This window comes from Seonamhaeicola sp. ABD4_340 (assembly GCF_056312135.1).
Genome location: NZ_CM149981.1, coordinates 3,466,972 through 3,493,828 on the forward strand (window position 1 = coordinate 3,466,972; position 26,857 = coordinate 3,493,828).

Here is a 26,857-nt window from a genome sequence, read left to right on the forward strand (position 1 = left end):
ATTGTGTTATTGTTTAAAAAAATACTTTTGCTAAAATACACTTTCTTTTGGTTTGGGCTTAGCCCCGATTGAAACGGCATCCTTTTTTGAGGTACGAGAAAAAGATATAGTGGAAAGCGGGAAATAGCTTCTAAAAAAAAATATATAATGCTGTGTAAACATGTTTTATTTTTTTATGGGCGTTTTCTGTATGTAACTCGCTTTAAACTTTACTTACAATTATTTACTAGCAATAGGTGTTTACCCTCTGTTTTCTATGCTTTTGTAGGCGTCTATTATCTTTTTTACTAGTTTGTGACGGATAACGTCTTTTTCATCTAAAAATATCATGCCTACGCCTTCTACGTTTTTTAGTATTAACATGGCTTCTTTTAACCCTGAAATGGTGCGCCTTGGTAAATCTATTTGCCCCGGATCTCCGGTTAAAAGGAATTTGGCGTGTTTACCCATACGTGTTAAAAACATTTTCATTTGGGCGTGTGTAGTGTTTTGGCCTTCGTCTAGTATTACAAATGCGTTATCTAAAGTACGGCCACGCATAAAGGCTAACGGCGCTATTTGTATGGTACCGTTTTCTATGTAATGTGCTAGTTTTTCGGGTGCTATCATATCTCGCAAGGCATCGTACAATGGTTGCATGTATGGGTCTAGTTTTTCTTTTAAATCGCCTGGTAAAAACCCTAAATTTTCGCCTGCCTCAACAGCGGGTCTTGTTAAAATAATACGTTTAACTTCTTTGTTTTTTAGGGCTTGTACTGCCAATGCTACACCGGTGTAAGTTTTACCGGTTCCTGCAGGCCCAATGGCAAATACCATATCGTTTTTACGTACACTTTCAACTAGTTTGCGCTGGTTGGCGGTTTGTGCTTTTATTAGTTTGCCACCAACACCGTGTACTATTACCTCGCCACTTTGTTTTGAGGTGCTATAATCTTCGCTACTTACACTGGTTAAAACGCGCTCTATGGCGTTTTCATCTAGTTTGTTGTATTTGGCGTAGTGTTTTAGTAGCATGGTTATACGGCGATCAAACTCTTCTAGTAGTTCTTCATCACCAAAGGCTTTTATTTTGTTGCCTCTTGCTACTATTTTTAATTTTGGAAAGTACTTTTTTAAAAGTTCAATATTGGCATTTTGCGCACCAAAAAATTCTTTTGGTGTTATTTCTTCAAGTTCAATAATTATTTCGTTCAAAAGCTTATATTATTTTATTTCTAGTTTTAAATTATATGTTATGTTTTAGCTTTTATAGTTTGCTTAAATACATTTTTTAATTACTACAATTTACAAAAATTAGTTTTACTAAAGCAAGCTATTTTTTTGTGCATAAATTTTTTCAATTGGGTTTTTATAGAATTTCTAGAATGAAAAAATTCATGTACTTTTGATACACTCAAAAATACATAAAATTGAGTGACCGTAGGTTAAAAACATATCAACAATTTTGGCAATGCCCCTTATTACTTTAACAACAGATTTTGGCGAGAAAGATCACTTTGCTGGCGCAACTAAAGGTGCTATTTACAGTGAATTACCTGATGTTACTATTGTTGATATCTCACACAACGTATCGCCGTTTAACATACCCGAAGCCGCTTATATTATTCAAAACGCCTACAGCAGTTTCCCAAAAGGCAGCATACACATTATTGGCATAGACTCTGAGCTTAACCAAGAAAACCAACATATTGCCTTAAAACTAGACGACCATTATTTTATTTGTGCCAATAATGGAATTATGAGTATGATTTGTGCCGAAATTGTGCCTGAAAAAATTGTAGAAATTAATATACACGATAAAATACAAACAAGTTTTCCGGTGCTTGATGTGTTTGTTAAAGTAGCCTGCCATATTGCACGCGGCGGCACTTTAGAGGTTATTGGCAAAACTATACACCAAATTAAACCCATTAAAAACATTGTGCCTTATGTTAATGATGATAAAACTCAAATTATTGGTAGCGTTATTTATATTGATAACTACGGCAATGTAATTACCAATATTAAACGCACTTTTTTTGAAACCATACAAAAAGGACGCGCTTTTGAAATTATGGCAAGAAGCTATAAGTTTAAAACCATTTACAATAAATACAGTGATATTGTAAATTTTGAAACACCCGAAGAGAAACGTCATGATGAAGGTAAAGGCTTGGTTGTTTTTAATTCTGGTGATTTTTTAGAAATTGCCGTGTATAAAAGCAATACAGCCACCGTTGGTAGCGCAAGCTCTTTAATGGGCTTAAGCGTTATGGATACTGTAACTATTAAATTTTTAAGCGAATAAATTATGCTTGTTAGAATTGTTAAATTAGGATTTCACAAAAAACATATTGATACTTTTTTAACTAATTTTGAAACCGATAAAACCGCTATTAGAAATTTTGAAGGCTGTAACTTTTTAGAGCTTTACCAAGATAAAAACAACCCAACCCTATTTTTTACCTACAGTTATTGGGATGATGAAATGGCTTTAGAGCGTTACCGAAACTCTGAAACATTTACCAATATTTGGAACAAAACTAAAATACTGTTTAATACAAAACCCGAAGCTTGGAGTGTTAATAAATTAGCTTCACTTAAATAAAATGTTTCATATTAAAGTTATAAATAGCTTAAAAAAAACACATTAAAACTATTACTTTTGAAACTTTCAACTTTTAAACTACATAACAAACTCTATTAAATGTTAGCCATACTTAAAAAAGAAATAAACGCATTTTTTGCATCGCCCATTGGCTATTTAGTTATTGCTATTTTTTTAGTTTTAAACGGCTTGTTTTTATGGCTTTTTAAAGGTGAATTTAATGTTTTAGACTATGGCTTTGCCGATTTATCATCTTTTTTCCTTTTAGCACCATGGATTCTTATTTTTTTAATTCCCGCTGTAACCATGCGCAGCTTTTCTGATGAGAAAAAACAAGGCACTTTAGAGCTACTCTTAACAAAACCTATTAGCCATTTAAATATTGTTTTAGGCAAATATTTAGGCGCTTTTATTTTAATACTTATAGCACTTTTACCAACGCTATTATACGTTTACACAGTTTACCAATTAGGTAAACCTGTTGGTAATTTAGATATGGGAAGCACTTGGGGCTCTTACTTTGGTTTGCTATTTTTAGTAGCAGCTTATACAGCCATTGGCGTTTTTGGTTCTACACTGTCGCAAAACCAAATTGTGGCATTTATAGCATCGGTTTTTTTATGCTTTTTATTTTATATAGGTTTTGAAGGTGTGGCAGATTTTGCCGCTAGCCATTTTATTGAGCAACTTGGTATGAGTTACCACTTTAAAAGTATGAGCCGTGGCGTTATTGATACGGCCGATATTTTATACTTTTTAAGCATAACCATGCTATTTATTACACTAACAGTTTATGGTATTAAAAATGAAAAATTACCACAAAAAACATGGGGTAAACTCATTATTTTACCTATAGCATTATTGCTTATTAACTTTATTTTAGTAAAAGCACACGCACGTTTTGATTTAACTGAAGATAAACGCTACACGCTTAACGAAGCGGCGGTTAATGTTATAAAAAACGTACAATCGCCCATAGTTATTGATGTGTTTTTAGAAGGTGATGATTTTCCATCGGAATTTAGACGCCTGCAAACTGAAACCAAACAATTGCTTGAAGAGTTTGCTAATGTTAATGATAATATTGTATTCAGTTTTATAAATCCTATTGAAGATACTTCAACAAAAAATAAAAATATTGAGCTTTTAAATGCACGAGGTTTAACACCTATGCAGCTTAGTGTTACCGAAAGCGGAAAAGCATCGCAAGCCATTATTTTTCCTTGGGCTTTAGCTAGTTTTAATGAGCAAACGGTGGCTATTCCGCTAGTTAAAAACAAAATTGGTGCTACCCAACAAGAACTGGTTTCAAACTCTGTTCAGCATCTAGAATATGCCTTTGCTGATGGATTTAGTAAATTGATTAATCCTAAACGTAAAAAAATTGCCATTTTAAAAGGTAATAAACAACTAAACGATGCCAATATTGCCAGCTTCATAAAAAAATTAAAAGATTATTATTACATAGCGCCTTTTACTTTAGATAGCGTTGCTACAAATGCGCAAAAAACTGCTGATGCTTTAAATGCTTTTGATTTGATAATTTCGGCAAAACCTACCGAAGCATTTACTGAAAAAGAAAAATTGGTTTTAGACCAGTTTACCATGAATGGCGGTAAAAGCCTTTGGCTTATTGATGCTGTAGCCATTGAAAAAGATAGTTTATACAATGATGCCGCTAAAAACTATGCCGTAGCACGAGATTTAAACTTGACCGATTTCTTTTTTAAATACGGTGTTAGAATTAACCCAAGTATTATTGCAGACCTCTACTCTGCCCCAATTATGTTAGCCACTGGCAATGATAATGACACCAGACTAATGCGATTAAAATGGCCTTATGCGCCATTAGCATCAGGTAACCCAAACCACCCAATTACCAACAATTTAAACCTAGTAAAATTTGATTTTTCTAACCAAATTGATACGCTTAAAAACAATATTGAAAAAACTATTTTATTACGAAGTTCTAACCTAACAAAGCTTGAAGGTGTGCCACGAGAAATTAATTTAGAAGAGGCCACACAAGAGCCTCAAACCGAGCTTTACAATAAAGGCCACCAAACATTAGCGGTACTTTTAGAGGGTAAATTTACTTCGGTTTACAGTAATTTAGTTAAGCCCATTAAACTAAAAAACACTAAAAAACAAAGTGCGCCAACTAAAATGATTGTTGTTGCCGATGGTGATGTAATTAAAAATAATATTGATAGAAACGGGCCAACAGATTTAAGTTTTGACCGCTCTAGCAACCAAGAGGTTGGCAACAAAGAGTTTTTATTAAATGCTGTAAATTATTTATTAGATGAGAACGGACTTATAAACATTCGTTCAAAAGAATTGGCTGTTGCCTTCTTAAATCAAGAAAAAATAGCCCAAGAAAAAACCAAGTGGCAACTCTTAAACATAGCGCTACCACTAGTATTATTAGCTTTATTCGGAATTATTTTTAATTTCATAAGAAAGAAAAAATACGCATCTTAAATGTTAATAAGTTTGTTTCGGTTATTTATAAGTATAGAATATATTTGTAAGTAGCTTATTAGCTTAATATAAATCAACTTTTCACAACAACAAAAGTTGCATCTTTCAACAAAAAAATAAATAACATTTACAAATGAAATTTATAGTATCAAGCACCTATTTATTAAAACAACTGCAGGTTTTAGGAGGCGTTATAAACAACTCTAACACCTTACCTATTTTAGATAATTTTTTATTTGAATTAGATAATAATACACTTACCGTTTCTGCAAGTGATTTAGAAACCACCATGGCTTCTACCTTAGATGTAGAAAGTGAAAGCACTGGTAGTGTTGCCATACCTGCACGCTTATTACTTGATACGCTTAAAACGTTTCCTGAGCAACCTTTAACGTTTGTTATTGAAGACAATAATACCGTTGAAATTAGCTCTAACCACGGTAAATACGCCTTAGCTTATGCTGATGGTAACGAGTTTCCAAAAGCGGTGGCGCTTGAAGACCCAAGCAAAACTGTAGTAACTGGCGATATTTTAGCAACCGCTATAAGTAAAACTATTTTTGCTGCAGGAAATGACGATTTACGTCCTGTAATGAGCGGTGTATTTTTTCAATTTTCAACCGAAGGTTTAACCTTTGTAGCTACCGATGCGCATAAACTAGTAAAATACACACGCGAAGATGTAAAAGCAAATCAAGTTGCTGAGTTTATCATGCCCAAAAAACCTTTAAATTTATTAAAAGGTATTTTAGCTGCTAGCGAAGATGAAGTTACTATTGAGTACAACGACTCTAACGCTAAATTTACTTTTGAAAACTCTGTTTTAATTTGTCGTTTAATTGACGGGAAATACCCTAATTACGAAGCGGTAATTCCGAAAGAAAATCCAAATAAATTAACTATTGCAAGAACACAATTTTTAAACTCTGTAAAGCGTGTTAGTATTTTCTCTAACAAAACAACACACCAAATACGTTTAAAAATTGCTGGTGCAGAGCTTAATATTTCTGCTGAAGATGTAGACTACAGTAACAAAGCAGAAGAACGCTTAACCTGTGACTATCAAGGCGATGATATGCAAATTGGTTTTAACTCTCGTTTTTTAACCGAAATGTTAAACAACCTAAACTCTGATGATGTACAATTAGAAATGAGTATGCCAAATAGAGCAGGTATTTTAACGCCTATTGATGGCTTAGATGAAGGTGAGCACGTAACTATGCTAGTAATGCCTGTGATGCTTAATAGTTAAAAACAGTATATTAATTGATATAAAAAAGCCCACTTTAATTAAGTGGGCTTTTTGTTTCAGCTAAAAATTAGCCTAGTTCCTTAGGAACTTTTGATTAATAGCATTTTTAGAGGTTTTAATTTGAATCATGTATAATCCTGAAGGTAATACAGATACATCAATACCGTTTGTAGTTTCAATAGCTTGCTTTACAAGCTGACCGTTAATATTGTAAATAGATATGTTTTTAACTTGCTCTGTAGATTTAATAAATAATCTATCACTTACAGGATTTGGATATAATTTTACTGAGTTTTCATCTAAAGAAATATCATCAACACTTAATGTAGAATTGTACTCGTAAGCTCCTAGATCTATTGTGGTGTTAAAAACTCTTGTGTTACCTGATAAATCTAAGTCACCAAATAAAGCTATATCGTAGTATGCGTTATCTCCTTGATCTACAATATAGTTTGAAGCTGATGTAGGTTTGTATTCTGCGTCTAAATTTAAATCATCAGTTGCTGGATCTAAAGTTGTTACGTTTGTTGCACTAAATGTCCCGTTAGTTCCGGCATTTGATGATACATTTGCAATAGAATTTCTAATAAATACATCGTAATGCTCGTCTAATCCGTTAGAAATATCTCTAGTTGCTGCTGTACCATTAACAGTATTCTGCCAAAAGATAGTATTATTAACATTTAGGTTTACACTACCATTACCTGATGCCGTTATAGAATTACCATAAGTACCATTATAATCATTATTAACAAACGTACTATTATTAATTACAACATCTAAAGTGTTTCCGTTATTCCAATCTTCTCTATAAACTTCTAATGCTGAATGATTAATATCGTTATCTGCTAGCAAAACATTTGCCCAACGTGTAAAAATATAACCGTTTGTACTATCAGATTGCACATAAACCAATCCCATATTAACAATAGTATTATTGATAAACTTGGTGTTTTCAATTAGTAATCCTTGATTAAACTTTCTAATTTTTAGTAAATACCCATTAGAATAATTACTTCTGAATACCGAATTTTTAATTTTTAAGTTATTAATACTTGAACTATTAGGAATAAAGATTACGCCGTTTTCTTCAACACCACCAGAAGTTGATGTGTCATAAATATTTTCAAAAATAATCCCATCAAAAGTGACATCACTAGCTGTTACTTCAAATAATCGTTCTGCATTATCTGTTTTGTTCAATGAGAAATCACCATCAATATCATCACCATTAATATCACCCGTAAAAATGGTTGCATTTGTGGTATGAATAGCTGTTAAGTCTCTATCAGCTAAAGTAGTTTCGGTTCCTGCAAAACCTCCAATAATATCTACTTCGTTTGTACTAACGGCTATTAGTGTGTTTTTATCTGCTAATGTATAGGTTCCTTTTGCTACCCAAACAGCATCATTTAAATTGGTAAGTGCTAAAGCGTCCGTTACGTTTGTAAAAGCATCTGTCCAAGAACTTCCATCGTTGGCGCCTGTTGCATTTGCATCTACATAATACACTGAAGGAATACAATTTTCGCTATAACTTGCTTGACCATCTTTAGTCCAACCTACATTATACAGACCAGTGTTTGCTGGTGGTGAAAAGCCTGCATCTACCTGTATACAATTTAAACTTGGATTATTATAAGCTTTCATATAAATGAAATTGCTATTATTTCCGTTAGAGATTAATAAGGTATCTAATAAACTATTTTCATGACAAAACAATTCTTCAATATTTGTATTTAAACGAATATCTAAACTAGTTAAATTGTTGAAACCAACATGCAAACGTGTTAATGATACGTTATTACTCACGTCTATAGTAGTCAAGCTATTATTAGGAACATCTAAACGCGTTAAATTTATAAAGGCTTCTATACCTGTTAAATCTGCAATACCTATACCATCCATAATTAACTCTGTAGTCGCTTGCGCTTCTGCCATCGTTATTTCAGAATCTCCATTTAAATTGATATTGTTATCACTTACTAAAAAGTTTTTAAAATTGGCATCAGGAATGTTTACTACTTGATTAAGAGCAACACAATCGTCGCCATAAACTGCAGAGTTACCTTTGGTCCAACCTTGGCTGTATATTCCGGCATCTGCTGGTGGCGTAAAACCAGCATCTATTTGAATGCATGATAAGCTATTACCATAGGCTTTCATCCAGTTAATATTACTGTTATTACCATTGGCAATGTTTAATTCATATAAAACACCATTATTATGGCATTGTATATCTGTAATTGATGTATTTGCACTAATATCCAAGGTTTCAATTTGATTATCAGAACAGTGTAAACGTGTTAATGCCAAATTATTACTAACATCTAAAGACGTTAAATTATTACTATAACAATCTAATCGTGTAATGTTTATAAATTCTTCTATTCCTGTTAAATCTGAAATTGACAAACCATTAATTAATAATTCACCAGAAAATGCTTGCGCTTCCGCAACCGAAATTTCGCTATCACTATTAGTATTAATAGCTGGATCTCCAACAAGATACGCTTTAAAATTAGCATCGGGAATGTTAACATTTTGTGCTTGTATGCTACACCAAGCAGTTGCTATTAAAAAAGAAAATAAGAGTAATGTTTTTTTCATTGTAGTTGAGATTAATATTCAACAACAAAATAACTGCACTTTTAAAGGTTTTCAATTTGCTTTTTTCTGAATAGGTCTAATTTCTTTCTGAATGATTTATGAAGATTATTCTTACACTAAATATTATAAAAAAAAGCCTGCTTAAATAAGCAGACTTTAAAAACTTTAGGTTAATAGCGCGTTTTTAATTATTCGCAATTCATTTTTTGTCCGTAAGGCATTTGTCCATGTATAACACCACCAAATTGTGAACTGCCATAACCACTACCATTGTATTGCTGTTTGATTAAAAAACCTTGTAAATAGCAGTCGTTATTTTTATTTTTTTCTGTGAAAGCACCTTTAATCCAACGGTATAAAATACGACCTGTGTATTTGTTTTTTACAATACTCCAATCGTTAGATTCTATGTTCAACTTTAGAAGTTTTGCACCATCTTTGGCAATAGTTTTAGACACATTTTCTTTAGCAAAACTCACTAATGAAGCATTACTATTCATGCTACCTGCTTTTGGCATTTTTATAGCATCCATGGTTGATTTTGCAGCAGCATCATAATTGGCTTTTAATGTTGCTTCAAATTCTTTTACAATTGGTTTTGCTTTTTCTAACCACTCTACATGAAATTGTTGCTCGCCTTTACCAATCACGTTTAAAATAGTAATATCTTTTTCGTGCATGTACGATGGTACGTTAAATGCGTGTCCGCCTTGGTGCGATGCGGCATAAATGACGAACACATCATCTGCAATTAGCATACCTCTTACTAAAATTGGCATACCTGTACCAAGCTCTAAAGTTTGCGATCGGTCTGCACCAACTTTGGTTGTAAACATTCCCGAAACCAACTCGTAACCAATATAACCTTCTGGTGACATGGCTACTAGTTCTGGTGTTGTTAAAAAGCGTAACCATGCATAATCTGGATCTTGTGCTGGCAATAAATCGACGTTATCGCCCATGTCTGTCATTTGACGTCTTAACTTTACACGATCTACACCAACTGCGCTCATACCTTTTGTCATTGCAAAAGGATATGACATGTATAAAAACTCATCACTTACTGTATTTGCAGATTTAGGCTTATTAGCTTCGGCTTCTTGTTGCTTTTTCTCAAGATATTTTTGATAGTATAAATCTTGCTTTGCCTGGTCGTTTGGATATTTTTTGGCTAATTCTGCTTTAAATTCTTCGTCGGTATATTCTGTTTTTGATGAATTTTCAGTTGAAGAACTGCCAACCATTCCTGAAGCGTTTTCAGATTTTGAAGATGAATTGCTACTTTCTTTTTTATCTAACTTCTTCTCTACTGCTGCTTTGGCTTTCTTTTTAAGCATTTTACCAAATTGCGCATGCGAGACGTTATAGCATAATGCCAAAACGAATAATAGAACTATTTTTTTCATAAGAATTGTGTTTAGTGGACTTCAAAATAAAGCACTTAAGCACTATTCTTAATTTGGTTTTTTCTGAAAATGATGATTTTTTTTCTGAAGGAATTTCAAAAATTTCAACTAAATCACATAAAGGTTTCCTTAATCACTTCAAGAAACTGATCGCGTTTAGATTTTGAAATTGGGATGCGTTTTTGATTATTCATTAGTAAGTAATCGCCATCATCTTTTACCAATTCATCAACGTATTTTAAGTTGATTAAATACGAACGATGACATTTAAAAAACATAGCGTTACGTTCTAATTGCTCAACAAAATGTTTTAAGGGTTTGCAAATGGTTTTTTGTTTACCATCCATAAGTTGCACGTTTGTGTACATACCATCGGCTTCAAAATAGACGATATCATTGTGCGACGCGAACATAATTCCTTTTGGTATTTCTAAAGCAATTTTATCCATTGAAAGCTGCTTTAACGAGTCGCGTAACTTGTTTAATTGGTCGTTTAAATTGTTGGCTTTTATGGCTTCTTCAGCTTTTGCAACTGCTTCTTTTAACTCGGTTGTATCTACTGGTTTTAACAAATAATCTACAGCCGATAATTTGAAAGCTTCAATTGCGTATTGATTGTACGCTGTAACGAAAATGATTTTAAAATCTATCTGGTTTGGAAAGTATTCTAAAATATCTAATCCAGACTGATTTGGCATTTCAATATCTAAAAAAACAACATCAGGTTTACTAGTTTTAATCAAATCGACACCGGATGCTAAATCTTGCGCTTCTTCAATGCTAGTAATACTTGCGCAATGTTCGGTTAGCAAGTTGGATAGTAAATGTCTGGCGCGTTTTTCGTCGTCTATAATTATCGCTTTCATATCTTAATGTATTGGCATCGTGATGACCACTTTTGTACCTGCAGCTACGTCGTTTTCGTCATACAAATCGTTGGTCGATATGGCTATATCACGTTTTAATTTGTTTTTATAAAGATGCACACGTTCTTCGTTAGCTTTTGTTGCAAACGGTTTGTGTTGTTGGTTTGGTCTTTTTAATTTCTCGGATTGTGTGCGACCAATCCCGTTATCTTCAACGGTAATTTCTAATTTATTTTGCTGAATAATTTTCGCTTCAATATGTAATTTTCGGTCGTTTAATTTATGTAATAATCCGTGTTTTAAAGCATTTTCAACATAAGGTTGAATGAATAACGACGGTACTTTTATCTGTTTTGTTTTCAATTGATTATCAACCGAAATTGTATATTCTAATTCATCTTCAAAACGTACTTTTTCTAATTCTAAATACAGTTTTAAAGCATTTAGCTCTTCTTCTAAAGTAATTTCGTTTTGCTGACTGTAATCTAAATACATTCTTATTAATCGGCTAAACTTCACTAAATACGAACTTGCCAATTCCTTTTCATTGGAAATAATATAATCTTGAATGGAATTTAACGCATTGAAAATGAAATGTGGATTCATTTGCGAACGCAGATTTTCCAACCTTAAATTGGTTATTTTTTTATCGATTAAAATTTTATCGACTTCGGCAATACGTTGTGCTTCTTTTTGTTGTAAACGCCATCTAAAATACAACCAAACTAAACCAATTATTGCTGCTACAACTAAACCATAAAACCAATAGGTTTCCCAGAATGGTTTAGCAATTACAAAGGTTATTGGTGTAGCAAAAACAGCTTGTTTTGCACTTAAATTTTGGGCTTTTAATTCAAAAGTATAGGTGCCACTAGACAAACTATTAAACGTAACAAAATGTGTGTTTAGCGGTATATTTTGCCAACTTTTATCTATTTGTTTAACGCGGTATTGGTAGCTTACGTGTTGGTTAGACTGAAATCCGTTTGAGTTGAACGAAATATCAATTTTATTTAAATGGTGCGGTAATTTGTAATTAGTATTAACCAAGGTATCACGATCGTTAATTTTTACAGCTTCTACCCTAACCTTGGCTGTTTTAAAGGCTTTGAACAATGCGTCCGATTTTGGCAATGCATAAAATGCTTTAGGCAAGCTTACAATAATTTGATTTTGAAGTATTAAAAAATCATTAACCGCTGTATTTAAACCATCTTGCGCACTTAACGATTTAAGCTGATGCGTTTTTGTATGATATTGAAACAATCCAGCATCAGTTGAAATCCAAAGCACTAAACCATCGGCATTAATGGCATTAATTTGAAGGTTTTCAGGAAGCTTAATTCCTGATGGATTTAGCGTATTATTTTCGTATTTTAATAATCCGTTGTGTTGGGTTGCAACCCAAACTGTCCCGTTAGTTTTAGTTAGTGTATTAACCAATAAACTTTTAGAATTGAATGTAATTTCTTCTGCATTAAATGTTTGATTATTGTATTTATAAAGTCCGTCGATATACGATACAAACAACTGATTATTAGAAACTACCGAAGCTTTTACACGACTTTCTTTAAGAATTTGTTGTTCAGGATGATTAAACGGATTTTTATACACAATACCTTGACGATAATTACCATAAAACAAGGTGTTATCATCTATTTTAGAAAAGGTTTTGGCAACTGAAAATCGGTTATTTACATCTAAAATTTTATCATTTTTTAAATTAACTACAAACGATTCTGAAGCATTAATACTTACTATTAGTTTTTCGCTTTGCGCATCAAAAAAAAGTTTCCCGATGATTTTTTTACCTGGTAATCGCAGTGTTTTTATTAGCTGATTGTGATTGTAAAACAGTAATTTACCGTCATTGGTTCCTAAAACAAATTGATTGCTTTGTAACGCAACAGAAGCTGTGATTTTAGAGTCTAAATTTGATAATTCAACACGACGAATATTTAAGTTTGGCGCCACAAACACACCATTATCTATGGTTGTAAACCAGTAGTTTTTATTAAAATCTACTTGAACATCTGTAATTGATTCTGTTTTAAAAAGTTGTTCTTTAAACGTGAAAATTTCATTTTCAAAATCATAAACAAACACGCCAGAACTGGTTAAAAACCAATAGTTGTTTTCAATGTTTAAAAGTCCGTAAATAGTTTCATTATATATTTGTTTTGGTGTTTTAAGCTTTGTAACAATATTGTTTTTTGGATTAATTGTATACAAAACATTACCGTTTGAGCTCTTGTGTGTAAAGAATACAACATTGCTAAACGAAAATAATTTTGGTGATTGAATGCGTTTTAAGCTAGTTATTTCAAATATTTTGGTTGAATTATTTTTATTATACTTGTAAATACGGTGACGTTCTAAACCGTTTTCAAAACTTATGGCAAACGTATAATTAGTCTTGTTAATATTAGAATTACTTATACACATACCATCAAACAGCTTTGTAACTAATTTGGTTTCAATATTTATATCATAAATTCCAGTTACTGTAAATAATCTTACATATTTTTCTGAAACTTCATAAGGTGCTAATTGTCCATTTACCAATTCACTAGCATCATAAAACAGTTTTAATTTATCGTTTTCAACATAAAATATTTGTCCGTAAATATTAATACACCACAATCGGTTTTTTTTATCTAAAAGTAATTGAAATAAAGAATTTGATTTTTGCTCCGGATGACTAAAACGTTCATAAATAGTACCATTATACCTAAAAAGTCCTTTATCGGCAGCCAACCAAATATATTGCTGGTGGTCTTCAATAATATCATAAAACTCTACATCAGGCAATGGTGACACTGCAGACATGTTTACTGAAACAGGGTTTTGAGCCTTCAATAAAAAGCCAAAACAAAAAAATAATATGTATATAAAATAACGCCACATAGTTACCAATAGGCAAACTTACTATTTATGTACACAAAACATGTTATAATTTTCTGTAACTCCTTTATTTTTTTCTGAATAAAAAAACGCCTACAAAAAATGCAGACGTTTTAATTATTTATCTCATAATAAATAAACTAACTAATAAAATTAAGAGATAAAGGATATTTTGGAATTTCGCCATTACTTGCTTTTATGGCATTAATAATAGGGAAAATAAATGAAAATATACCTAAAATTAAAAATCCTAAAAGACCTAAACCAAATAGTAAAATTAAAGGAATACAAACAATAAAATACACTATTAAACTCAATTGGAAATTAATAATGCTTTTTCCGTGATTATCCATTTGGTAAACGCGTTCTTTTTGGGTTGCCCATAAAATTAAAGGAACAATTAAACTGCCAAAACCTGTTACAAAAAGTACCAATTGGCTTAAGTGGGTAATTACAATAAGTTGATTATCTTGTCGCATAATATCTTGTTTTTTGATTGATACTAATACGACGCTTAAAATTAAAAAATGTTACATTCTTGCTATTTTAAACATCCTCTTTTGTTAAAATTAACAACGGAAATTTGCAGGAATATGCTATTTCTTCTTCAGTAAAATTATTGAGCAAATACTCTAAAAACGAATGATTTTTTTTAATTATTGTTAATAAATCAAATCCATCGTAATTCTTATTGTTTTTTATAGCTTTTAAAAGGCATGTTTCGTAATCACTTAGTACTTTATGTGTAGCAGCATCAAAATATAAATTAAAAAATGTTTGGTTGTGCCTGTATTCTTTAGAATTTTTATTGGCCGTAAAATGTAACACCGTTAAACTTGCCTGATGATTATAAATTATAGTGTTTAAAACTGCTAAGGTTTCTTGGTTATACAGTGTAATATGGTTTGTTAAAAAGCTAATTTTTTTAGGAACTTTAAACTTACAATCTTTTGGTACCACTAATAATGGTGTTGTACATTGTTTCATTACTCTAACGGTATTACTACCAAATAAAAAACGTTGTAAACCACTAGCGCCTTTAGTACCCATTACAATTAAATCTATGTTATGTTTATCTATAATTTGCTTAATAGAATCTATAAAATTATCATAATCAACTATAGCATGAAACGTATGTTTTTCATTCTGTTTAGTTGAAATTATATTCGTTATAATATTTGAAATAGATTTTTTAGCAGCCTTTATAATGGTTGAATATACGGTTGTGGTTGTTGATACTACCATCATATCATCAGAAATAAACGATGAAGCTTTTTGTACATTTAAAACATAAAAATTACACACCTCATTTTTAAATAGCTCGGTAGCATAATTAATAGCGTTGATAGAATTTTTTGAAAAATCTGTGGGTAAAAGTATAGATTTCATGACTCTAAAGTTTTAAATACACGTAAACTTAGCTTTAAAAACGCATATTAACTATGACAATTATCAGTCAAACAAATAGTTACAAACACCTAACAATAAAAATTAGTATAATAATGTAAAGCATTGTATTTTCGGCACAATAAATGTTTATCAATACGTTATAACCATAAACTAATTTTTATGATGCGTTTTTTGCTTCTATCTATTTCGCTTTTATTTATAAACTCTAGTTTAAAAGCGCAAAACAATGCTGTTGCTGCCGGAGAAAAACTGGTTTACACAGCCTCTTACAACATGTCTGGTTTACTTAATGACATTGCCCAGGTAACTTTAGAAACCAGCAACGTACAAACATCTAAAGCCGTTTTATTACGCCTAAAATGTACTGCCGCCACTTATAGCAAATGGGATAATTTTTTTAAAATTAGAGATTTATATGAAAGCTACGTAAGCCCTAAAACACTTACACCCTATTTATATAAACGTAATATAAATGAAGGCGACTATTTTAAGGCCATGAAGTATACGTATAGCCATAAAACAGGCACTGTAAAATCTGTTCAAACCAAAAAAAATAACAAAGTTGAAAATAAAACCTTTAAAATAAACGCGGGCTCAAAAGATATTGTATCGGCTATTTACAGCCTCAGATTATTAAATTTTGATGCCATGACTAAAGGGCAAAAAAAAACCATCACTATTGTTTTTGATAGAAAAGAAACCAAGGCGTATATAACCTATTTAGGTAAAGAAACTATAGCTACAAATATTGGCACAAAAACGTGTCATAAAATTTCAATAGGTAGTCAATCTAACGTATTACAAGGTAGCAATAATAACCAATTATGGTTAACTGCCGATGAAAACAAAATTATGGTTTATGGTAAGTTTAAAATACCTGTTGGTAATGGCGAGCTTAAAATTAAATCGGCTTCAGGCTTAAAACACTAAAATAATTATGAAAAAACTCTTTACAATTTTAGCCGTAATTGCATCTATTTTAGCAATTATTCTTGCTGTTTTACCTGTATCAAAGCTAGCAATAATTCCCTCAGTTTGTGCCTTAATATTTGGTTTATTAGCATTTTATCTTTCAAAAAAAACAGGTGAAGTAAAAAAAATAATTCAGTTTACATTCTTTTTAACCATTATAGCTTTAGCGCTAACAACCTACAAAGCTGTTTTTACTAAAACCGAAGTAGCAAATACTGAAGAACTAGAAGCTACTGAAACTAAATCTGAAGAAGATGCTATTCAAGAGTTAGAAGAATTAGAAATTGACGAAGCTGAATTAGAAGACATAGAATTATAACGTCATTTTTAACCAATTACTTAATATTTATAACACTTTAATAATAAATGCTTTACTTTTGCAATTATTTTACAAAAAGATATGCAAAAATTATTAGTACTTATGTATACTGCAACTGTAATTACAGCTTGTAGTTCATCAAAAAACAAAAAAAATATTGAGGTTGAGGCGGCTAATCCTGCTGAGTATGCAAAAACTATTACTTCTGAAGAATTAAAAAACATGCTTTACACCTTTGCCTCCGATGAATTTGAAGGCAGAAAAACAGGCGAACCAGGACAAAAAAAAGCTATTGAATTTATAAAAAACCATTACATAGCTAATAACATAGAATCTCCAATTGGTGAAGGGGAATATTTTCAAAAAATAACCGCTACTTTTTTTAGAAGTAACATGAAACCATCAGAAAATGTTGTAGCCTACATAAAAGGTGCTGAAAAGCCTGATGAAGTTTTGGTAATTTCTGCACATTTAGATCATATTGGAATTTCTAAAAATGGTGAAATTAATAACGGTGCAGATGATGATGGCTCTGGTACAGTAGCTTTATTAGAAATTGCTGAAGCTTTTAAAACAGCTGAAAAAAATGGACATGCGCCTAAACGTTCTATTTTGTTTTTACACGTAACTGCCGAAGAAATTGGTTTGTTTGGCTCTAGATATTATACAGATTTTGCTCCAATTTTTCCTTTAGAAAACACCATTGCCAATTTGAATATTGATATGGTTGGCCGCATAGACCCAAAGCATGAAAAAAATCCAAATTATTTATATTTAATAGGTGCAGATAAACTAAGTAAAGAGCTCCATAACATTTCTGAAGAAGTAAATAAAAAATACTTTAACATGGAATTTGATTACACGTACAATGACGATAATGATCCTAATAGGTTTTATTACAGATCAGATCATTACAACTTTGCAAAACACAATGTTCCTGTAATATTTTATTTTAATGGTACTCATGCCGATTATCACAGACCTACTGATACACCTGACAAAATTGAATATGACCTTTTAGCAACAAGAGCTCAATTAATTTTTCATACAGCCTGGGAGTTAGCCAACAGAGAAGAACGTGTTAAGCTAGATAAAACAGAGAAAAGCAGTTAAAATTTCTTTCAAAAAAATATCACAAATAAAACCTTTCTATTTTGAAAGGTTTTTTTATTGTTTAAAATAAAAATTGAATAATAAATAAACGCATGTTATTGCGGCTATAAACAAAAGAAGCCCCTCCAAAAAAGGAGAGGCTTTTGTTTTGGGTGGAAGATCGGTCTCGAACCGACGACCTCCTGAACCACAATCAGGCGCTCTAACCAACTGAGCTACAACCACCGTGTTGAAAAGCATTTTTGTAATGCGAGTGCAAATGTAATTCATTTCACTTTTACTACAAAGCGTTTTTTAATATTTTAAATAAAATATTTTAAATTATTTTAAATCGTATAAACTATTAACCGCTACATAGCGCTCTGTAGTAAAACCTTCACCGTATTCTGCGCCAATTAATCGGCCTAAATCTCTAGCTCTATATTTTACACTATCGGTAAAGTTTTTACTAGAAATGGGTGTTTCTGGCTCTTTGCTGTTAGCATCAAAAAACTGTGTTTTATAGGCTAAAACAGCATCCATTTTTTTATCAATAAAACCTGTAACATCAACTACAAAATCTGGTTCTAAATTTTTCCATTGTATATAATGGTAAACATGTTTTGGGCGCCATTGCTTTTGTAAAAGGTTATCAACTTCAGTTTCAATTTTTATTAATCCGCTTAAAAAACAAGCGTCGCTAACTAACTTACTACCTTTTCCGTGGTCTATATGCCTGTCATCAATGGCATTACATAAAACTACATCGGGTTGATATTTTCGTATTATTTTTATTATTGCTAATTGATGTTCTTTATCATTAGTAAAAAAACCGTCTGCAAATTTTAAATTTTCTCTAACAGCAACTCCTAAAATGTTTTTTGCATCATTTGCTTCGGCAGCTCTTGTTTGTGCTGTACCGCGGGTACCTAATTCACCTTGCGTTAAATCTAAAATACCAACTTTTTTTCCGTTAGCAATTTCTTTAGCTATGGTAGCACCACAACCTAATTCTACATCATCAGGATGCGCACCAATGGCTAAAATATCTAGTTTCATAACATTAATTTTTGAGCTAAAGAAATAAAATAGTAACAATAATTACACGTATTTTTCAAAATTTTAAAATTTATTATTAATATTTATAATTGTATTCTTCTAAATATTTAATAATTAGTTAAAAAAGTATAATTACGCAAACGTATTCGTTAGTTGTTTCTTCATTTTTTATAAGCTAAATATAACAATAATTAAAAAATTAACAGAATATGCAAAGTATGACTTTAGTCATGATAGATGCCTTATACGGATAGTAATTTTACCTCATAATTAATACTAAAAAAATTCAGGTATGTATTTAATGTTATTCATTTTAGTTGTAACCATCGGGTTATTTGTATGGGGCAAGTTTACGCCAGATATTGTTGCGCTTATATCAATGATTAGTTTGTACTTAACGGGTATTTTAACAGCTTCTGAAACCTTAAGCGGTTTTAGCAACCCAACAGTAATTATGATTGCTGCACTTTTTATTATTGGTGAAGGTATTGCTCAAACCGGTTGGACTGCCATGGCTGGTAAAAAGTTTGTGGAATGGGCAGGTAAAAGTGTTCCAAAATTGTTAGTTATTGTTAGTTTGGGCGCTGGTGTATTATCTGGCTTTGTTAGTAATACTGGTACTGTTGCTACGTTAATGCCTTTAACAATATCATCTGCTTGGAGTATTGGTACATTGCCATCAAAAATGCTAATGCCTGTTGCTTTTGGCTCTAACACTGGTGGTTTATTAACACTTACTGGTACACCACCAAATATTATTGCTAGTAATGCTTTAGTTGAAAATGGTTTTGAAGGATTTTCATTTTTTGAATTTGCACTTATTGGTATACCACTTTTAATTATTGCTTTGGTGTATTTTAGATATGTTGCTTATAAATTATTACCTAAAAATAAAACCAACAACAAACCTGTTAATATTGATTCTACTTTACACAACTGGATTGAGGCTTACAAAATTAACGACGATTATTACAGATTACGCATCAGGTCTATTTCACCCATGATTAATACAAAACTTAAAAAATGGGATTTAGAAAAAAAATATAATATTACGGTTATTAGACTGAAACGCAGGCACCCAAACATGCTTAAGGGTATTCCTCAGTTTGAAGAATTTCCAGATTTAAACACCAAACTTAAATACCATGACATCATTACAGTAAAAGGTAGCACTGAAGCTATTAACAAATTAATGATAGCCTTTAGATTAGGTTTATTACCACTAGAACCCGTTACCGATGAATTAAAACACAACCTTATTAACCAAGAAGTTGGTATGACCGAGGTTATTGTAAACCCTAACTCTATTTTTGTTGGAAGAAAATATAAACTTGGTGATTATTTTAAACGTTTTGGCATTCAATTACTGGCTGCATCTAGAAATAACAAACCACTTTTAGAAAAAGAAATTACAGTTAAAGCTGGTGATGCCTTTTTACTTAGAGGTAGCTGGAGCAGTATTGAAGACTTAAAAAACCAACACGAAAACCTTGTTATTATTGGTAGCCCCGAAGGAATGGCTAAAAATGTTGAAAATTTAAACCATAAATCATACATCGCTTTAGGCTCATTATTACTCATGATAGTTTTTATGGTATTTAAAATAGTTCCTGGGTCTATTGCTGCTTTAATTTCTGCTGGTATTATATTATTAACAGGTTGTATTCCTATGGCTAAGGCCTATAAAGGTATTAGCTGGATAAGCGTTATAATGATAGCCGCTATGATACCAATGGGTATTGCATTACAAAAAACGGGTACTGCCCAAGTAATTGCCAACGCTTTAGTTGATTATTTAGGCTCAATACACCCCATAATGCTGCTAGCTGGCGTATTTTTATTAACCACAACCTTTAGTCAGGTTATAAATAATTCGGCTACGGCAGTTTTAATGGCTCCTATTGCAATACTTGCTGCAAACTCTTTAAACCTATCACCCGAACCTTTTATGATTGTAGTAGCTATTAGTGCTTCAACCGCATTTTTAACACCTATTGGTACTACAACAAACGCTATGGTAATGACGGCTGGTGGTTATAAATTTATGGATTACCTAAAAGTTGGTGCACCACTTTTACTCCTGTTCTTAATTGTAACGCTTTTATTAGTACCTGTTATTTGGCCATTTTAAATGAATTAATTATGAAAAAATTAAGTTATATAATTTTTGTTATTGTTATTTGTAGTAATGCTTTTTCTCAATCTCCAATTGAAGATAAAATGGGGTCTTGGTTTACTTACGGTTCAAGCTACAGAGTTTCAGATAAAATAAGTATAAGTAACGTTGTTCAATCTTGGCATTATGAAGTGGCAGAAAACTTTAATTTCTTATTCACAAGTTTAACATTAAATTACCATGTATCACCAAAACTAACAACATCAGTAGCTTATGGGTGGATGGATATTGATAGTGGATTTAACAAAAATGGTCCGCATACGTTTGAAAACAGAACTTATGAGCAATTGGGGTATAAACACAAATTAGCAAAACTTCCTTTTGATCATAGATTACGCTTAGAGCAGCGTTTTTTAAACAAACCCGCTCCTAAAGACAATATTTTTAATAACCGTATGCGTTACAGATTAGGTACCAAAATTACATTAAACAACACCTTTTTTATACGGTTGAATAATGAGTTTATTTGGACTATTCAAACAAAAGAAAATGATGCCTTTACAGAAAATAGAGCTTACGGGGCTTTGGGTATTAATGTATTTAAAAGCTCCAACATACAGGTAGGTTATTTAAACCGAAAAATTAAAGGTTTAGACCTCCACAGATTACAACTTGGATTTTTTTACAAAATAGATTTTAGAAAGAAAAATATTTAGTTAGAATTTAGTTTATTCTTGGTAAGACCAGGCAATAAAACGTACTGTTTTATTGCCTGTTTGCATGTTTACAACTTTTACTGTTGTTGCTCCTAATTTTTTTAATGATACTTTTAAACCTCGTATTAAATCTTTTTTTGAAACTAATGATGTATACCAAACACATTGTGTTTTAAACAAAGAACTTTCGTAAATATAATTATGAAGAAATGCTTTTTCACCACCTTCAAACCAAAGTTCGTTATGTGTTCCTGAAAAATTTCTTATAACTTTATCTTCAACAGCAATATCAAGCCCTTTTAACTTTCGTGCGGTAGCTTCAACAGCTTCTTTTTCAGATTTATAAAATGGCGGATTACACATAGATATCTCAAACCTATCGGTTTCATTCAAAATTCCTTTTAAAATATGTGTTTTATGCTTTTGAAGTCGCAGTTTAATATACGCATTCAAATTATTTTTATCAATAATTACCTGTGCATTTTTTAAAGATGCTTCATCAATATCTGTGGCCACAAATTGCCAATTATAAACTGCATTTCCAAGTAATGGATAAATACACGTAGCGCCTGTACCAATATCTAAAACTTTAATATCACCGGTAATTTTAGTTTCAAATAACAAATCGTTTAAGTGATGAATATAATCTACTCTACCCGGAATTGGCGGACATAAATTACCATCAGGAAATTCCCAAAACGTTACATTGTAATGCATAAACAGCAAAGCCGTATTAAGCGCTTTAACCGCCTTAGGGTTTGAAAAATCTAGTGTTTTATTTTGGTATTGATTTTTAAAAACAAACGCACCCAAAGCAGGATATACTTTGCATAAAGCCTCTAAATTATAACCATTGTTATGCTTATTTTGTAAGTGTAATTTAGTTTTCATTTAAATAATTACCTTTTCAAAAACCTTTTTTAAACCAAATACCTGTTTTAATTATCATTAAATTTTGGCTGGCTAACATGCATACATCTCAATATACATATAGATGCAAACACCAAATATGGTATTATTAATTGGAAAACACAACACCTTTTTTAGGCTGAAACCAACAATTAAATTATATTCGTTGCATAAAATTAAAAACATGCTGAAAGCCGTTATTTTTGATATGGATGGCGTTATTATTGATAGCGAACCATTGCACAATAAAGCCTATAACGATATGTTTAATGAGGTTGGCATTGAAGTTTCTAAAGAACTTTATGAATCTTTCACAGGGCAATCTACCATTAATATTTGCAAGCGTTTGGTTGATCATTTTAATTTAAAACAGTCTCCTGAAGCACTTGTTGCATTAAAAAGAAAACATTACAAACAGTTTTTTGAAAACGATTCTGACTTAGAATTAATTGATGGTGTTTTAGATTTAATAAAAGATTACCACAACAATGGTTTAACCTTGGTTTTAGGTTCATCAGCTTCTATGGGTGGCATTAATCAAATTTTTGAACGTTTTAATTTAAACCAATATTTTAAAGCAAAATTAAGTGGTGCCGATTTAAAAGAATCTAAACCCAACCCAGAAATATTTATTAAAGCTGCCGAAGCCGCCGGTGTTAAAAAAAATGAATGTTTTGTTATAGAAGACTCCACAAATGGTGTAAAAGCTGCTTATGCTGCAGGTATTTACTGTGTGGGTTATGATAGTTTCCACTCTAAAAACCAAGATTATTCAAAAGCTAATAAGGTAATTAGCAACTTTAAGGATATTAGTTTTGAAAAGATTAGCAATGAATTAGTATTTGCTAATTCTAATTAGGTTATAATTATGTACTTAACCTTTTCAAACACATGAAACAAAAAAGCAACCTAATCAGGTTGCTTTTTAAATTTATATACAAGTGTTTGTGTTTTAAACATGCAATGCTCTATCATCAGTTGCAGCCAAAGCCGCTTCTTTAATTGCTTCTGTAAATGTTGGGTGTGCATGAGACATTCTTGAAACATCTTCAGCACTAGCTCTGTATTCCATAGCAACAACAGCTTCAGCAATCATATCGGCAGCTCGAGCGCCCACCATATGAACACCTAAAATTTCATCAGTGGTTTTATCTGCTAATACTTTCACAAAGCCATCAATATCCATACTTGCTCTACTTCTTCCTAAAGCACGCATTGGAAATTGACCTGTTTTATATGCTACACCAGCTTCTTTTAATTGCTCTTCGGTTTTACCAACAGCTGCAACTTCTGGCCATGTGTAAACTACACCTGGAATTAAATTATAATCAATATGTGGTTTTTGTCCAGCTAAAGTTTCAGCAACAAACACACCTTCTTCTTCAGCTTTATGGGCTAACATAGCTCCTTTTACAACATCACCTATAGCGTAAATGTTTGAAGCACTAGTTTGTAAATGATCATTTACTTCTACTCTACCTCTATCATCTAATTTAACACCTGCTGCTTCTACATTTAAACCGTCAGTATATGGACGACGTCCAACAGATACTAAACAATAATCGCCTTTAAATTCTACTTCTTCTCCTTTTTTATTATCGGCTTTAACAATAACCTCATCACCAACACGCTCAACAGATTTTACTTTGTGAGAAGCATTAATTTTAAATTTTTGTTTCTTTAAAACTTTATTAAGTTCTTTAGAAACACCAGCATCCATGGTAGGTACAATTCTATCGGCATACTCAACAACCGAAACTTCAGCTCCTAAACGTTTATAAACTTGCCCAAGCTCTAAACCAATAACACCGCCACCAATAACTATTAAATGCTTTGGAATTTCTTTAAGTTTTAAAGCTTCTGTAGATGTAATTATACGTTCTTTATCAATATTTATAAAAGGCAAGCTTACTGGTTTACTTCCTGTTGCTATAATGGTGTTTTTAGCTTCAATTTCAGTAGTTTCTTCACCTGAAATTGTAATATGCGTAGCATCTTTAAAGCTTCCTAAGCCTTGATAAACATCAATCTTATTCTTCTTCATTAAAAAGTCTATTCCGCTTGTTGTTTGATCTACAACAGACTGCTTACGCGCAATCATTTTTTCTAAATTTACTTTTACATCACCCGGAATTTCAATACCGTGCTCTTCAAAGTGTTTTATAGCATCTTCATAATGGTGTGAAGAATCTAAAAGTGCTTTACTTGGTATACATCCTACATTTAAACATGTACCACCTAAAGTTGCATATTTTTCAATTATGGCGGTTTTCATTCCTAATTGTGCGCATCTAATAGCAGCAACATATCCACCAGGACCAGAACCAATAACGGCTACATCATATGAATTCATAAACTAATTTTTCTATTTAAAAATTGGTATACCAAAAGTACAAATGTTTTACGGTAAGGCAATGAAAAAGTGCTTTTAAAACACTTTTATGTTTTTTGTTATGTTTGAAACATATAGCAGGCTTGAAAAAAAATCACTCAGCTTTTCCTAATTCATTTAAAACCCATTGCAATTCTGCATCTATGTTTTGTTGCCTATGTTGTATGGTTGGTGAAATTTCAACATCGGGCTTAATACCAAAGCCATCGGGTTTTTGTTTGTATGGTGCCTCAATTTGCATTAATCCTATACGCACTTTTAGCTGTGTATTTGGTAGTTTATAATTTTTATAAATGCCGGCTACTGTACCGTTATAGGCGCCACCAGTTTCTTCACCTACAAATGTTGCTCGTTTTGTGGCTTGCAAATGTGTTGATAATAATGATGATGCTGAAAACGAATTTCCGTTTATTAACACATACATATTGCCTTTATAGTTTATAGGGTTAGGTTTTTGTTGTTTTGCCCACTTAAATTTATAATATATTTTGTCTTGTTCTTTTTTTGTACGTAATAAATTTTGCGTTAAAATAATTGGCGATAATAAACCACTAAAAACTTTTAACCCAACTGACGATGTATTACTGAATGCATACTTAAAAAAAGGCGTGCGACTTTTTACTTCACTTTTTAAAATAAACTGGTACTCTTTATCAGTTAAATATGAATATAACTTATTAATTTCTGCAATGCGTCCGCCACCATTGTCGCGCAAATCTAAAATGAAGTTTTCTGTTTTCAAACTATCCATTTTTGCAAAACTCTCTTGGTAGAACTTTTTATAATTACCGTTGGTAAAACTTCTAATTTTCATGTATGCTACAGAACTATCTTTACCTATAAAATTAAAATTACGCGTGTATTGTTTTCTTTTTGAAATATAACCATGCTCTTTATTATATTTTTTACGTTTTCTTTTGGCAATTTTTCGTGATTTTTTTTCTGCTTTAGTAAGTTTTTTAGGTGTTTCTTTTTTAAGAGAATCGGTTATTGTTTTTTTATTTTTTTCGTTTTTAGAAATACGTTTTAAGGTTTTAGTAAACACTGAATCGTTTTTTTTAAATGTAACTTGTAAACTATCTAAAAAACCTTTTTCTTTATAATAAAACGTTGTAAAACCTTTACTAACAAACCTGTTATGCAAGGTGGTGTTAAAACCATCGGAAGCAAAACGCGTTTTTAATGTTTTTACTATGTTTTCTGCTGGTTCATTTGCAATACTTAATACTTCGCTACCAACTAATAAGGTGTCTTTTCCGCGGTTTGCCTTTACCCAAAGTTTATTATTTAAATATTCAAAATCTAAATTATAAAACTCAAATTTTTGTTTAAGCAATGCCTTACGCTGTTTTCGTTTAAACCGTTTTGAAACAGAACTCACAGATACATGCCCTTGCCTTACATTAGCCACTACTGGTGCCAATATTTTATAAAACTCACGCGAACTCATAGGTGATTTTATACTATTTTTTAAGCTATCAAACTTATAACTCAATACTTTTTTGGGCGTATATTGGTATAATCTTGGGTGATGCTTTTGTAGTTGCTTGTATAGTTTATCAATATCACTGTGCAAATCTTCAACAGTGTGTAATTTTGTTATTTGTTGGTTATAACTATCAACACTTTTACAAGCATTTAGTTGACAAAAAATAAGGACTAAAAAAAGGAGTTTTCGCATAAATGTGTTAATAATATGTGCTAAAAATAATTGTTTAGCTTTTCTTATCAATTATTTTAATAAGATTTTATCATACTTCAAA

Annotated in this window: 21 protein-coding genes and 1 tRNA gene; 10 read left to right on the top strand and 12 right to left on the bottom strand. The window is 31.6% G+C overall.

Annotation, left to right across the window (positions count from 1 at the left end):
* Positions 1 to 240 precede the first annotated feature (240 nt).
* Positions 241 to 1,194, bottom strand: coding sequence for a PhoH family protein (locus tag ACYX4H_RS15065; RefSeq protein WP_475296634.1), 954 nt, complete (start codon positions 1,192 to 1,194; stop codon positions 241 to 243).
* Between the two features lie 256 nt (positions 1,195 to 1,450).
* On the opposite strand from ACYX4H_RS15065, the gene ACYX4H_RS15070 reads away from it, so the two are divergent.
* The 4 genes from ACYX4H_RS15070 to dnaN all read left to right on the top strand — a co-directional run bounded on the left by ACYX4H_RS15070 (position 1,451) and on the right by dnaN (position 6,323).
* On the top strand, positions 1,451 to 2,287 hold the full coding sequence (locus tag ACYX4H_RS15070; RefSeq protein ID WP_475296635.1) for an SAM hydrolase/SAM-dependent halogenase family protein: 837 nt from the start codon (positions 1,451 to 1,453) through the stop codon (positions 2,285 to 2,287).
* Between the two features lie 3 nt (positions 2,288 to 2,290).
* Complete coding sequence (locus ACYX4H_RS15075) at positions 2,291 to 2,587, top strand: putative quinol monooxygenase (RefSeq protein WP_476237088.1); 297 nt, start codon at positions 2,291 to 2,293, stop codon at positions 2,585 to 2,587.
* Between the two features lie 99 nt (positions 2,588 to 2,686).
* Entirely contained in the window at positions 2,687 to 5,071 is a 2,385-nt protein-coding gene (gene gldG / locus ACYX4H_RS15080) for a gliding motility-associated ABC transporter substrate-binding protein GldG (RefSeq protein ID WP_476237089.1), read from the top strand.
* A 133-nt stretch (positions 5,072 to 5,204) separates the two neighbouring features.
* Entirely contained in the window at positions 5,205 to 6,323 is a 1,119-nt protein-coding gene (gene dnaN / locus ACYX4H_RS15085) for a DNA polymerase III subunit beta (protein WP_476237090.1), read from the top strand.
* Positions 6,324 to 6,395: 72 nt separating this feature from the next.
* Here the strand turns inward: dnaN and ACYX4H_RS15090 are convergent, their stop codons facing one another.
* The 6 genes from ACYX4H_RS15090 to ACYX4H_RS15115 all read right to left on the bottom strand — a co-directional run bounded on the left by ACYX4H_RS15090 (position 6,396) and on the right by ACYX4H_RS15115 (position 15,498).
* Positions 6,396 to 8,933 carry a T9SS type A sorting domain-containing protein gene (locus tag ACYX4H_RS15090; RefSeq protein ID WP_476237091.1) on the bottom strand — a complete coding sequence of 846 codons (2,538 nt, stop codon included), beginning with the start codon at positions 8,931 to 8,933 and terminating at the stop codon, positions 6,396 to 6,398.
* Positions 8,934 to 9,121: 188 nt separating this feature from the next.
* A complete protein-coding gene (locus ACYX4H_RS15095) occupies positions 9,122 to 10,339 on the bottom strand; it encodes a hypothetical protein (RefSeq protein ID WP_476237092.1) in 1,218 nt (405 codons plus the stop codon).
* Between the two features lie 113 nt (positions 10,340 to 10,452).
* Complete coding sequence (locus tag ACYX4H_RS15100; RefSeq protein ID WP_476237093.1) at positions 10,453 to 11,205, bottom strand: LytR/AlgR family response regulator transcription factor; 753 nt, start codon at positions 11,203 to 11,205, stop codon at positions 10,453 to 10,455.
* A 3-nt stretch (positions 11,206 to 11,208) separates the two neighbouring features.
* Positions 11,209 to 14,034: a sensor histidine kinase gene (locus tag ACYX4H_RS15105; protein WP_476237094.1), complete on the bottom strand. Its 2,826-nt coding sequence runs from the start codon at positions 14,032 to 14,034 to the stop codon at positions 11,209 to 11,211.
* Positions 14,035 to 14,249: 215 nt separating this feature from the next.
* Positions 14,250 to 14,588, bottom strand: a complete 339-nt coding sequence (locus tag ACYX4H_RS15110; RefSeq protein ID WP_475296643.1) for a DUF4870 domain-containing protein — start codon at positions 14,586 to 14,588, stop codon at positions 14,250 to 14,252.
* 67 nt (positions 14,589 to 14,655) lie between these two features.
* Positions 14,656 to 15,498 (bottom strand): universal stress protein, encoded by an 843-nt coding sequence (locus tag ACYX4H_RS15115; protein ID WP_476237095.1) that lies wholly within the window; start codon positions 15,496 to 15,498, stop codon positions 14,656 to 14,658.
* A 180-nt stretch (positions 15,499 to 15,678) separates the two neighbouring features.
* Between ACYX4H_RS15115 and ACYX4H_RS15120 the strand changes: the two genes are divergently transcribed.
* The 3 genes from ACYX4H_RS15120 (at position 15,679) to ACYX4H_RS15130 (ending at position 17,923) form a co-directional block, all read left to right on the top strand.
* Complete coding sequence (locus ACYX4H_RS15120; protein WP_475296645.1) at positions 15,679 to 16,449, top strand: DUF3108 domain-containing protein; 771 nt, start codon at positions 15,679 to 15,681, stop codon at positions 16,447 to 16,449.
* Between the two features lie 7 nt (positions 16,450 to 16,456).
* Positions 16,457 to 16,810 (top strand): FUSC family protein, encoded by a 354-nt coding sequence (locus ACYX4H_RS15125; RefSeq protein ID WP_476237096.1) that lies wholly within the window; start codon positions 16,457 to 16,459, stop codon positions 16,808 to 16,810.
* Positions 16,811 to 16,891: 81 nt separating this feature from the next.
* Positions 16,892 to 17,923 carry a M28 family metallopeptidase gene (locus ACYX4H_RS15130; protein WP_476237097.1) on the top strand — a complete coding sequence of 344 codons (1,032 nt, stop codon included), beginning with the start codon at positions 16,892 to 16,894 and terminating at the stop codon, positions 17,921 to 17,923.
* Between the two features lie 150 nt (positions 17,924 to 18,073).
* On the opposite strand, the gene ACYX4H_RS15135 is transcribed toward ACYX4H_RS15130, so the two are convergent.
* Both ACYX4H_RS15135 and bshB1 read right to left on the bottom strand, forming a co-directional pair.
* Positions 18,074 to 18,149, bottom strand: a tRNA-His gene (locus ACYX4H_RS15135).
* Positions 18,150 to 18,244: 95 nt separating this feature from the next.
* Positions 18,245 to 18,961, bottom strand: a complete 717-nt coding sequence (gene bshB1 / locus ACYX4H_RS15140; RefSeq protein ID WP_476237098.1) for a bacillithiol biosynthesis deacetylase BshB1 — start codon at positions 18,959 to 18,961, stop codon at positions 18,245 to 18,247.
* A gap of 292 nt (positions 18,962 to 19,253) precedes the next feature.
* Between bshB1 and ACYX4H_RS15145 the strand changes: the two genes are divergently transcribed.
* Together ACYX4H_RS15145 and ACYX4H_RS15150 are read left to right on the top strand one after the other, a co-directional pair.
* Positions 19,254 to 21,092 (top strand): SLC13 family permease, encoded by a 1,839-nt coding sequence (locus ACYX4H_RS15145; protein WP_475296649.1) that lies wholly within the window; start codon positions 19,254 to 19,256, stop codon positions 21,090 to 21,092.
* Positions 21,093 to 21,103: 11 nt separating this feature from the next.
* On the top strand, positions 21,104 to 21,793 hold the full coding sequence (locus ACYX4H_RS15150) for a DUF2490 domain-containing protein (protein WP_476237099.1): 690 nt from the start codon (positions 21,104 to 21,106) through the stop codon (positions 21,791 to 21,793).
* Between the two features lie 12 nt (positions 21,794 to 21,805).
* Here ACYX4H_RS15150 and rlmF read toward each other — a convergent pair whose 3' ends face one another.
* The gene (gene rlmF / locus ACYX4H_RS15155; RefSeq protein ID WP_476237100.1) at positions 21,806 to 22,684 is read right to left on the bottom strand and encodes a 23S rRNA (adenine(1618)-N(6))-methyltransferase RlmF; all 879 of its coding nucleotides are present in this window, start codon (positions 22,682 to 22,684) and stop codon (positions 21,806 to 21,808) included.
* 202 nt (positions 22,685 to 22,886) lie between these two features.
* On the opposite strand from rlmF, the gene ACYX4H_RS15160 reads away from it, so the two are divergent.
* Positions 22,887 to 23,561, top strand: coding sequence for an HAD family hydrolase (locus ACYX4H_RS15160; protein ID WP_476237101.1), 675 nt, complete (start codon positions 22,887 to 22,889; stop codon positions 23,559 to 23,561).
* Between the two features lie 93 nt (positions 23,562 to 23,654).
* Here the strand turns inward: ACYX4H_RS15160 and lpdA are convergent, their stop codons facing one another.
* The gene (gene lpdA, locus ACYX4H_RS15165) at positions 23,655 to 25,055 is read right to left on the bottom strand and encodes a dihydrolipoyl dehydrogenase (protein WP_476237102.1); all 1,401 of its coding nucleotides are present in this window, start codon (positions 25,053 to 25,055) and stop codon (positions 23,655 to 23,657) included.
* Positions 25,056 to 25,188: 133 nt separating this feature from the next.
* Entirely contained in the window at positions 25,189 to 26,775 is a 1,587-nt protein-coding gene (locus ACYX4H_RS15170; RefSeq protein ID WP_476237103.1) for a S41 family peptidase, read from the bottom strand.
* Positions 26,776 to 26,857: the final 82 nt, after the last annotated feature.

What these genes read in the sequence shown, in the direction of transcription:
- gldG (WP_476237089.1), top strand. Translation starts at nt 2,687, where the DNA reads ATGTTAGCCATACTTAAAAAAGAAATAAACGCATTTTTTGCATCGCCC.
- ACYX4H_RS15120 (WP_475296645.1), top strand. Translation starts at nt 15,679, where the DNA reads ATGATGCGTTTTTTGCTTCTATCTATTTCGCTTTTATTTATAAACTCT.
- ACYX4H_RS15105 (WP_476237094.1), bottom strand. Translation starts at nt 14,034, where the DNA reads ATGTCTGCAGTGTCACCATTGCCTGATGTAGAGTTTTATGATATTATT.
- ACYX4H_RS15100 (WP_476237093.1), bottom strand. Translation starts at nt 11,205, where the DNA reads ATGAAAGCGATAATTATAGACGACGAAAAACGCGCCAGACATTTACTA.
- ACYX4H_RS15110 (WP_475296643.1), bottom strand. Translation starts at nt 14,588, where the DNA reads ATGCGACAAGATAATCAACTTATTGTAATTACCCACTTAAGCCAATTG.
- dnaN (WP_476237090.1), top strand. Translation starts at nt 5,205, where the DNA reads ATGAAATTTATAGTATCAAGCACCTATTTATTAAAACAACTGCAGGTT.
- ACYX4H_RS15150 (WP_476237099.1), top strand. Translation starts at nt 21,104, where the DNA reads ATGAAAAAATTAAGTTATATAATTTTTGTTATTGTTATTTGTAGTAAT.
- bshB1 (WP_476237098.1), bottom strand. Translation starts at nt 18,961, where the DNA reads ATGAAACTAGATATTTTAGCCATTGGTGCGCATCCTGATGATGTAGAA.
- ACYX4H_RS15130 (WP_476237097.1), top strand. Translation starts at nt 16,892, where the DNA reads ATGCAAAAATTATTAGTACTTATGTATACTGCAACTGTAATTACAGCT.
- ACYX4H_RS15115 (WP_476237095.1), bottom strand. Translation starts at nt 15,498, where the DNA reads ATGAAATCTATACTTTTACCCACAGATTTTTCAAAAAATTCTATCAAC.
- ACYX4H_RS15125 (WP_476237096.1), top strand. Translation starts at nt 16,457, where the DNA reads ATGAAAAAACTCTTTACAATTTTAGCCGTAATTGCATCTATTTTAGCA.
- lpdA (WP_476237102.1), bottom strand. Translation starts at nt 25,055, where the DNA reads ATGAATTCATATGATGTAGCCGTTATTGGTTCTGGTCCTGGTGGATAT.
- ACYX4H_RS15170 (WP_476237103.1), bottom strand. Translation starts at nt 26,775, where the DNA reads ATGCGAAAACTCCTTTTTTTAGTCCTTATTTTTTGTCAACTAAATGCT.
- ACYX4H_RS15075 (WP_476237088.1), top strand. Translation starts at nt 2,291, where the DNA reads ATGCTTGTTAGAATTGTTAAATTAGGATTTCACAAAAAACATATTGAT.
- ACYX4H_RS15160 (WP_476237101.1), top strand. Translation starts at nt 22,887, where the DNA reads ATGCTGAAAGCCGTTATTTTTGATATGGATGGCGTTATTATTGATAGC.
- ACYX4H_RS15095 (WP_476237092.1), bottom strand. Translation starts at nt 10,339, where the DNA reads ATGAAAAAAATAGTTCTATTATTCGTTTTGGCATTATGCTATAACGTC.
- ACYX4H_RS15090 (WP_476237091.1), bottom strand. Translation starts at nt 8,933, where the DNA reads ATGAAAAAAACATTACTCTTATTTTCTTTTTTAATAGCAACTGCTTGG.
- rlmF (WP_476237100.1), bottom strand. Translation starts at nt 22,684, where the DNA reads ATGAAAACTAAATTACACTTACAAAATAAGCATAACAATGGTTATAAT.
- ACYX4H_RS15145 (WP_475296649.1), top strand. Translation starts at nt 19,254, where the DNA reads ATGTATTTAATGTTATTCATTTTAGTTGTAACCATCGGGTTATTTGTA.
- ACYX4H_RS15070 (WP_475296635.1), top strand. Translation starts at nt 1,451, where the DNA reads ATGCCCCTTATTACTTTAACAACAGATTTTGGCGAGAAAGATCACTTT.